The sequence below is a fragment of the Allofranklinella schreckenbergeri genome, assembly GCF_003703475.1.
GTDB classification, from domain to species: Bacteria; Pseudomonadota; Gammaproteobacteria; order Burkholderiales; family Burkholderiaceae_C; genus Lampropedia; species Lampropedia schreckenbergeri.
Window position 1 is genome coordinate 19,332 of sequence record NZ_RDQM01000023.1, and the last position, 8,439, is coordinate 27,770.

7 protein-coding genes are annotated in these 8,439 nt (G+C 58.1%); 4 read left to right on the forward strand and 3 right to left on the reverse strand.

The window, feature by feature from the left end:
• Positions 1–169: 169 nt before the first annotated feature.
• A complete protein-coding gene (gene msbA, locus EBQ26_RS12235; protein ID WP_122239519.1) occupies positions 170–1,960 on the reverse strand; it encodes a lipid A export permease/ATP-binding protein MsbA in 1,791 nt (596 codons plus the stop codon).
• Positions 1,961–2,165: 205 nt separating this feature from the next.
• Between msbA and EBQ26_RS12240 the strand changes: the two genes are divergently transcribed.
• Both EBQ26_RS12240 and EBQ26_RS12245 read left to right on the forward strand, forming a co-directional pair.
• On the forward strand, positions 2,166–4,247 hold the full coding sequence (locus tag EBQ26_RS12240; RefSeq protein WP_122239520.1) for a ribonuclease catalytic domain-containing protein: 2,082 nt from the start codon (positions 2,166–2,168) through the stop codon (positions 4,245–4,247).
• A gap of 8 nt (positions 4,248–4,255) precedes the next feature.
• Entirely contained in the window at positions 4,256–5,137 is an 882-nt protein-coding gene (locus EBQ26_RS12245) for an energy transducer TonB (RefSeq protein WP_122239521.1), read from the forward strand.
• 78 nt (positions 5,138–5,215) lie between these two features.
• On the opposite strand, the gene rpoH is transcribed toward EBQ26_RS12245, so the two are convergent.
• Positions 5,216–6,151, reverse strand: a complete 936-nt coding sequence (gene rpoH, locus EBQ26_RS12250; protein ID WP_122239522.1) for an RNA polymerase sigma factor RpoH — start codon at positions 6,149–6,151, stop codon at positions 5,216–5,218.
• A 422-nt stretch (positions 6,152–6,573) separates the two neighbouring features.
• Here rpoH and EBQ26_RS12785 point away from each other — a divergent pair, with 422 nt between their 5' ends.
• The gene (locus EBQ26_RS12785) at positions 6,574–6,828 is read left to right on the forward strand and encodes a hypothetical protein (protein WP_147474065.1); all 255 of its coding nucleotides are present in this window, start codon (positions 6,574–6,576) and stop codon (positions 6,826–6,828) included.
• Positions 6,821–8,071: an acyltransferase family protein gene (locus EBQ26_RS12255; RefSeq protein WP_122239523.1), complete on the forward strand. Its 1,251-nt coding sequence runs from the start codon at positions 6,821–6,823 to the stop codon at positions 8,069–8,071. The genes EBQ26_RS12785 and EBQ26_RS12255 overlap by 8 nt, the downstream gene beginning before the upstream one ends.
• A 269-nt stretch (positions 8,072–8,340) precedes the next feature.
• Here the strand turns inward: EBQ26_RS12255 and EBQ26_RS13205 are convergent, their stop codons facing one another.
• Entirely contained in the window at positions 8,341–8,436 is a 96-nt protein-coding gene (locus EBQ26_RS13205) for an integrase core domain-containing protein (protein WP_238944160.1), read from the reverse strand.
• Positions 8,437–8,439: the final 3 nt, after the last annotated feature.

Here is an 8,439-nt window from a genome sequence, read left to right on the forward strand (position 1 = left end):
AAGGGGAAAAAGCAAAACGGCCTTATGGCAAGACCTGCTTGCATAAGGCCGTTTTTTGATGGCTCTTGACCCGAAAAACAAAATTACAAATCAAAAATCATTAATTTTTTCAGATTTTCAACACCAACAAGCCCAAATCAAAATCAAATATTTCCAATTGATATAAAAATCAAGGCTGATTCACCCCATCCTGCCCCGACACGGCGTGCAGCCGCGCATACAAGCCGCCCTGTTGCAGCAATTGCGCGTGGCTGCCCTGCTCGGCGATGCGGCCGCCCTCCATCACCACCACGCGGTCGGCGTGCTCAATGGTGGCCAGGCGGTGGGCAATGATGAGTGTGGTGCGCCCTTTCATCAGCCGCTGCAGCGCTTGCTGCACCAGGCGTTCGGACTGCGTATCCAACGCGGACGTGGCCTCATCCAGAATCAGCACCGGCGCATCCTTGTACAGCGCGCGCGCAATCGCCAGTCGCTGGCGCTGGCCGCCCGAGAGCTGCGAGGCGTTGTGCCCCACCACGGTGTGAATGCCTTGCGGCAAGCTGGCCACCAGCCCGTCCAGATTGGCTGCCGCCAGGCAAGCCAGCACACGCGCCTCGTCGGGCACGGCGCCCAGCGCCACATTTTCCGCCAGGCTGACGTGCAGCATCACCACGTCTTGCGAGACGACGGCAAACTGGCTGCGCAGGTTGCGCAACTCCCACTCGGGCAGGGCCTGGCCGTCCAGCAAAACCCGCCCAGCCGATGGCTCGATAAAGCGCGGCAACAGGTTGATCAGCGTGGTCTTGCCCGCGCCGGAGGGGCCAACCAACGCCACCACTTCGCCAGCGGCGATCTCCAAGTCCAGAGCGCTGAGCACAGGCTGGGCTTGCCCTGGGTACTGCACCGCCACGCCTTGCAGGCTGATGCGCCCCTGGGCGCGCGGCAGTTGAAAAGCGCCACTGGCCTCCTCCCGCGCGTGGTCCAGCAAGGCCAGGCCGCGCTCCAGCGCCGCCACGCCGCGCGTGAGGGGGTTGGCTACGTCGGTCAAGCGACGCATGGGCGCAATCAGCGCCAGCATGGAGAACGCAAAGGTGGCGAACTCCCCCACCGTGCTGCGGCCTTGCCACAGCGCAATGCAGAGGATGAGCGAGAGCGCCACCGCCGCCAGCACCTGGGTGGTAGGCGTCATCGCCGCCGAGGCAATGGCGCTGCGAATGCCCAGCCCTTCGAGCTGGCGGCTCAACCCCACAAAACGCTGGCTTTGCTGCGCTTGCGCCTGGTGCAGGCGGATCATGCGATAGGCCAGCGCGTTTTCCTCCACCACATAGGCCAGCTCGTCGGTCGCCTGCTGGCTGAGTTTGGTGACTTTGTACAGCCGCCGCGAGAGCTGCTTCATCACCCAGGCGATGAAGGGCACCATGAGAAACACGATCAGCGTCAGCGGCCAATCCAGATACAGCAAAAAGCCAATCAGCGCCAGCAGGGTAAAACCATCGCGCGAGAGCGTCAGCAGCGCCTGCACCAACTGCTGCGCGCCCGTTTGCGTCTCATACACCAGCGTATTGGCCAGCTTGCTGGCCGAGTGGCTTTGGTACAAGCCCATATCGGCGCACAGCATGCGCTCGAACAGCAAGCGGCGAATTTGCAGCATGCCGTGGTTGGTGATGCGCGCCAGCGCGTACTGGCCCAGAAACTGCGCAATGCCACGGATGATGAAAATGCCCACCAGGATGGCCGGAATCATCCACAGCGCCAGCGTGCCCTCGGTAAAGCCCTTATCGAAAATAAAGCCAATGGCCTTGGCCATCATCGGCTCGGTCGCGGCGGACACCATGGAAGCCACCAACGCCAGCGCCCAAGCCCAGCGGTACTGGCCAAAATACGGCGCCAACCGCTTGAGCCGCTGCCGCAAAGGCGGCAGAGCGGGCGCCGCTGCGCTGTGGGGGGAATCGTCGGGAGAATCGGTATGAGGCGCTGACATAGGCGGGCGATTCTACGGGCCTTGCCCCACCCCGAACAGCACTGCAACAGGCTTTTTTTTACCAATCAAAAGGAAAGAAAATCACCATATTTCGGCATTGATATAATTAAAACTTATTTTACTTTGATTGATAAACCAAATACACGCCCACAAGCCCCGCTCACTCTGCCCGGGCAGAGCCAAAGGCCCATGAGAAAATGGCGCGATGTACTTATTGTTTGAAGAGGCTGGCAAATTCCAGGCTGGCCGCATCCTCTCGGAGGCCGACGCCTCCACCCAAGTCGAACTGGAAAGCGGCAAGCGCGTCAAGGTCAAAAAAGCCAACGCGCTTTTGTCGTTTGACAAGCCCGCCCCCGCCGCTCTGCTGGAAAGCGCTCGCGCCATCGCCCCGCAAATCGAGCTGGATCTGGCCTGGGAGTTCGCGCCAGAAGGCGAGTTTGGCTTTGCCGAATTCGCCCGCGACTACTTCAGCGCCGATGCCGACATCGCCCACCAGGTCGCCGCCCTGCTTCGCCTGCATGAAGCGCCGCACTACTTTCGCCGCGCGGGCAAAGGCCGCTTCAAAAAAGCGCCGGAGGATGTGCTCAAACAAGCCCTGGCCGCCATCGAGAAAAAACAGCAAATCCAGCAGCAAATCGACGCCTGGGCGCAGCAACTGGCCCAGGGCAGCACGCCCGAGCCCATCGAGCGCCAGCTCTACAAAATCCTGTTCAAGCCCGACAAAAACGCCCCCGAATACAAAGCGGTGGTGGAAGCCGCGCGCAGGACACAACTGGCCCCGCTGGCGCTGCTGCAACAAGCCGGCGCCATCCGCTCGCCCTACGAATTTCACTGGCAGCGCTTTTTGTTCGACCAATTCCCCAAGGGCTACGCCTTTGGCGAAGTGCAAACGCCCGCGCCCACAGCCGACTTGCCTTTGGCCCAGGTGCAAGCCTTCTCCATTGACGATTCGCACACCACGGAGATTGACGACGCCCTCTCTGTGCAAGGGCTGGGCAGCGACGAAATCACCATCGGCATCCACATCGCCGCGCCCGGCCTGGCCATCCGCCCCGGCGACGCGCTGGACCAGCTCGCCCGCGCGCGCCTGTCCACCGTCTACATGCCCGGCGCCAAGCTGACCATGCTGCCCGATGCGCTGGTGCAAACCTACACCCTGGACGCAGGCCGCCCCAACCCGGCGCTGTCGCTGTACGTCACCTACAGCGCCGCCGACCTCACCCCTCTGCGCCACGAGACGCGCATTGAGCGCGTCAACACCACCCACAACCTGCGCCACGACAAGATCGACCACATCGTCACCCCTGAATGGCTGCAAGGGGCCGAAACACAGACCCAGGAACAGGCGGCCGCCGACGTGCCGCCTGAACTGGCCGCGCTGCGCCCGCAACTGGCGTTTTTGTACCGCCTGGCGCAAACGCTCAAGCAGCGGCGCGAGGAGATCCGCGGCAAGCCCGAAAACTTCAGCCGCCCCGATTACACCTTCCGCCTGCTGGAGCAAGCAGGCGATATCCCCACGGGCGAAGAAACCGTGCAAATCACCACCCGCCGGCGCGGCGCGCCGCTGGATCTGATCGTGGCCGAGGCCATGATCGTCGCCAACAGCCACTGGGGCGGCTGGCTGGCCGAATTCGGCGTGCCAGCCATCTACCGCAGCCAATACAGCCTGGCGCCCGGCATCAAAGTGCGCATGGGCACCAAGCCCCTACCCCACGCGGGCATGGGCGTGCCGTGCTATGCCTGGAGCACTTCACCCCTGCGCCGCTACGTGGACCTGCTCAACCAATGGCAAATTATCGCCGCCGTGCAAAACGGCCAGACCGCCGCCCTGGCAGCCCCTTTCAAGCCCAAAGATGCGGAGCTGTTTTCCATCATCAGCGCCTTTGAAGCCACCTACACCGCCTATAACCGCTATCAAGGCGATATGGAGCGTTATTGGACGCTCAAATACCTGGAACAAAACGCCATCACCGAACTGGACGCCACACTCATCAAAGACGCCCAAAGCGGCGAAGCGCCGCTGGTGCGCGCCGACACCCTACCCCTGGTGCTGCGCGTGCTTGGCGCGCAGGATTTGGCCCGAGGTGCCCGCGTACGCGTGCGTTTGGGCGATGTGGATTTGCTGGCGCTGGATATTGCAGGCACGGTCATCGCCCGCCTGGATAGCGCCACGCAAGACGCCAGCGCAGGCGAAGATGACGAGGATGCGACGCTTTCAGAATCTTTGACGATTGCCGTCGATCTAACGCCCGAAGACGACTCTGCCACCGCTACGCCCACCGCATAATCGCTGCCGTGAAACTCCCTGCTCAACTGCGCAATCAATCGATTTTTTCCATCACCCTGATGCTCTCGGTGCTGGTGCATGCGGTAGTGCTCTCCATCCGCTTCGTCAGCCCCGCGACCTTCGAGCGCATGGTCAGCGCCCAGCCGCTGGAGGTCATCCTCGTCAACGCCCAAACCGAGGAAAAGCCCGAAGAAGCCAAAGCCCTGGCGCAAGTCGCGCTAGCGGGCGGCGGCGACGCCGACAGTGGCCGCGCCACCAGCCCCACGCCATACTCGGCCCTCACCCGCATGGGCGCCGATGCAGAGGAAACACAGCATCAGCAAGAAACCCCCAGAGAACGCCAAAACCGCCTGCTGGCCGAGCTGCGCGAACAAGTCGCCCAATTGCCCGTGCCCGACCCACGGCAAAGCGATCTGACCCCCGAGGAAATCGCCCAAGAAGAAAAGCGCCTGTTGCTGGTGCAGCAGCTCGCCGAGATGGAACGGCGCGTGAAAGAGGAAAACGAACGGCCCAAAAAACGCTTTATCAGCCCAGCCACGCAAGATTCCGTCACCGCGCTGTATCTGGATCATGTGCGCCGCTCCATTGAAGATCGCGGCACCAGCAACTTCCCCCGGCAAGGCACACAAAAGCTCTACGGGCAATTGCTGATGATCGTCATGATCAACCACGACGGCAGCGTGCTCTCCACGGAAGTCGTGGACAGCTCAGGCAACCTGACCTTGGATCGCTGGGCCGAAGCCATCGTGTACTCCGCCGCTCCTTTTGGCCACTTCTCACCTGATATCCGCCGCACAGCCGATCAAATCGGCTTTACCTCAACCTTTGAGTTCCGCCGGGATGCAACACTCAGCACGCAGCTACAGGAGCACCTGCCACAACCCCAGTGATGCATACACCTGAACGCAAAACAAGGGCCACCTTTATCGGGTGGCCCTTGTTGTTTTTAACTGGGTCAGTTCACTGGATCAGGCCGTCATGGCCTTGCGCATCTTCTTCATCGCCGCCACTTCAATCTGGCGAATGCGCTCGGCACTCACACCATATTCGTTGGCCAGCTCATGCAACGTCATACCGCCAGAGCCATCGTCATTCACATTCAACCAGCGCTCTGTCACGATGCGACGGCTACGCTCATCCAAAGTCTGTAGCGCCATTTGAATGCCATCGGTCGCCAAAGCATCGCGCTCACGCGCCTCCAACACCACTGTAGGCTCATGCGAGTGGTCGCCCAAATAGGCGATAGGCCCAATAGGCCCGCTCTCCTCATCGGCAGGCGTCGGATCCAGCATCACATCGCCGCCAGAGAGGCGCGTTTCCATCTCAATGACATCTTCGCGTTTGACGTTGAGACGATCCGCCACCTGATCGATCTCGCTATCGGTCAAGCTGATGCGGTACAGCTCGCCGTCACTGAGCGCCTGGTGCGCCTTGATTTCCTGCTTGAGCGAACGCAAATTGAAAAACAACTTGCGCTGTGACTTGGTTGTCGCCACTTTGACCATGCGCCAGTTTTTGAGAATGTACTCATGGATCTCCGCCTTGATCCAATGCATGGCGTAACTGACCAAGCGCACCCCCTGATCGGGATCGAAACGCTTGACCGCCTTCATCAGGCCAATATTGCCTTCTTGAATCAAATCCCCTTGCGGCAAACCATAGCCCGCATACTGGCGCGATACAGCCACCACCACACGCAAATGCGACATCACCAAGCGCCCCGCAGCTTCCACATCATTGTGTTCACGCAACGCTCGGGCATAACGTAACTCCTCCTCCGGCGTCAGCATGGGCATGCGGTTCACTGCCGAGATATAGGCATCCAAGTTGCCCAACGCTGGCAATGCCGGCCACTTGCCGGCATTGGCAGAAGGCACCAATGCAGAGGAAGTAGTCACAGTCATGGCAATCCTTTCAAAAAAGCCAACATTCAAGTCGATCACGTATAACGCCGACACCGCCGTCTGGATCACTCCATCTCAACAAAGTTCCCCAAAGCATATGCAGCCAGCAAAATACACAAAACAGCAAGCTCCTACCAACACCTGCCATATGCGCATCATGGGACACACAGCAAACAAAATAAAGCAAAGCACACTCAATATCGAATCTGCTGAGATAACATTAGTCAAGAAGACTCGCGTTCAATGAGCTTCTAAGAGTCATGTCTTTCAATGTCTTACCCCAAAGCCTGCTCAAGCGTCCAGTACTCCCTCTCCTGCTTGCGGGAAAGGGGGACTTGGACTGAGGGGCTGCCGGGGCGCTTGCGCACGGCGTAGGCGCATCCCCTCTTCTCTGGCTCATCTCCCCACTTCGGAGGATGAGAGTGAAAATCTCTTCTTGCAAAAACCTCGAAAGGGATATCTCTAAGAGCCAGTTGAAAGTATCGGCTCGAGTAAGCAAGAAGCGGTTTGGGTGGACTGCAAGGCGCAAAACGCCGCTGAACCTCGCTGGTCCGGCGGCAAGGCTTTGCAGCGGGCAGATCACCCAAATCCGCTTCATGGCCCGCCGCGCAGAGATTCCGAGCAGACCACAAGTACAGGCCCGCAAAAAAACAACACTTGCATTAGAACATGAATAAGCTTGCCAAAACGCACTTTCAACGCAACTTTGGCTTAGATGTGCTGCGCACACTGGCAATAAGCGTAGTGCTCATGAACCACGGATTTTTGGGCTTTTTCATCGCCCCAGGATTAGTCAAGTGGGAAGGATGGACAGCTGCACTGAGCGCTTGCGCTGTATTTTCTATTGAATGGCTGTTTGTCCTCAGTGGTTTTCTTATTGGATCCATGATGATCCGTAGCTTCGAAACACAGCCGCAGTGGTGGCTTAGTGCTCGCGACTTCTGGCTACGGCGCTGGTTCCGCACCGTGCCAAACTATTACCTTTTTCTCTTCGTTAGTGCAATATTTGCCTGGCTAGGTATTGGCGATGGAGAGTTTGAGCTATCTTTCTTATTTTTTTCACAAAATCTGATCACAGCACAAACCCAACCTTACTTCTTTTCCGAGTCTTGGTCATTAGCACTTGACGAATGGTTTTATTTTTTAATGCCGCTGTTACTAGGCTTGACAGCTCTGCTTTTTCGTCTACCCAGACATGCCCAGTTTTGGGCAGTTGCCCTAACGCTCATTACCATTCCCACCATTCTGCGCTTCTGCGATGCAGCACCATCCGATTTTTTAATGTGGGATGCACACGTCAGGCGCGTAACCATTATGCACCTAGACGCAACCGGTTGGGGCGTGGCTGCCGCCATACTCAACCGATGGCATCCCCAGTGGTGGACTCGCAACATACGACGCAAAGCACTGATAGGCTTAGGACTCACTCTTGGGTCTGTAATTGCTATGTGCCATTTTGTACTGACAGACTGGCAAAGCGTGGCTGCCGGGCGGTTAAATGATCTCGCTCTGATCACCACACCATCAGTCGCCACAGTACTTGCACTCCCATGGTTGAGCAACTTACCAGGCAATTCGCGCGCTGCGCGCTGGATTTCAGCCAAGGTGGGGGACTACGCTTATTCCTCTTACCTATGCCACATGCCACTGTTAGCCCTCATGTTGCATGCCTTCGAAACCATGCACTGGAGTCCTAATTTTTATTGGGTCATTTTGGCAATGCTAGTATGGTTAATCTTGGTTTTTTTCTTGTCAGCACTAGTCTTTCACAACTTTGAAAAGCCCGTTTCGGACTTACGGGATCGGTTTACAAAACGCGTTTACTCCGGCCCCTTTGAAAGAGGGGAATACTCCGGTGGGTTCTCAACACGTCTTTCTTGTGCCGGAGACATTCATCATGATGAATCCAAGGATAAGTAAAGATTCTTGCTCCTCAGGCACAGAGTCGTCTGGCACCCCCCTTATTGAGCAGAAATCAAACAACTTGAACAAATAAATCCCTCAAGCCGCATATTTGACGCAATCCTTTTGAAAGAACTGCTTGACCTTTTGAGGCGACTTCTGCAGGTGTCTCATGTGGCTGACTGCGGCCAGCTTGAGCTGGCCTTTGCGCCGGTTCGGCGCCTTGCTTGTCACCGCAGCCTTGAGGTTGGCATTGAGCTGTATTGACCCAGCAGAACCTGCACAGGTCAGGCCGCTAAAGCATAAGCCTCAGCGGGCGTCTTCATGCCCAGCGCCTGGTGAGGACGCTGGTGGTTGTAAAAGCCGATCCAATCGCCGATCACGCG

Excerpts from the sequence above, each read along its gene's own strand:
- msbA (WP_122239519.1), bottom strand. The coding sequence starts at position 1,960 with ATGTCAGCGCCTCATACCGATTCTCCCGACGATTCCCCCCACAGCGCA.
- EBQ26_RS12240 (WP_122239520.1), top strand. The coding sequence starts at position 2,166 with ATGTACTTATTGTTTGAAGAGGCTGGCAAATTCCAGGCTGGCCGCATC.
- rpoH (WP_122239522.1), bottom strand. The coding sequence starts at position 6,151 with ATGACTGTGACTACTTCCTCTGCATTGGTGCCTTCTGCCAATGCCGGC.
- EBQ26_RS12255 (WP_122239523.1), top strand. The coding sequence starts at position 6,821 with ATGAATAAGCTTGCCAAAACGCACTTTCAACGCAACTTTGGCTTAGAT.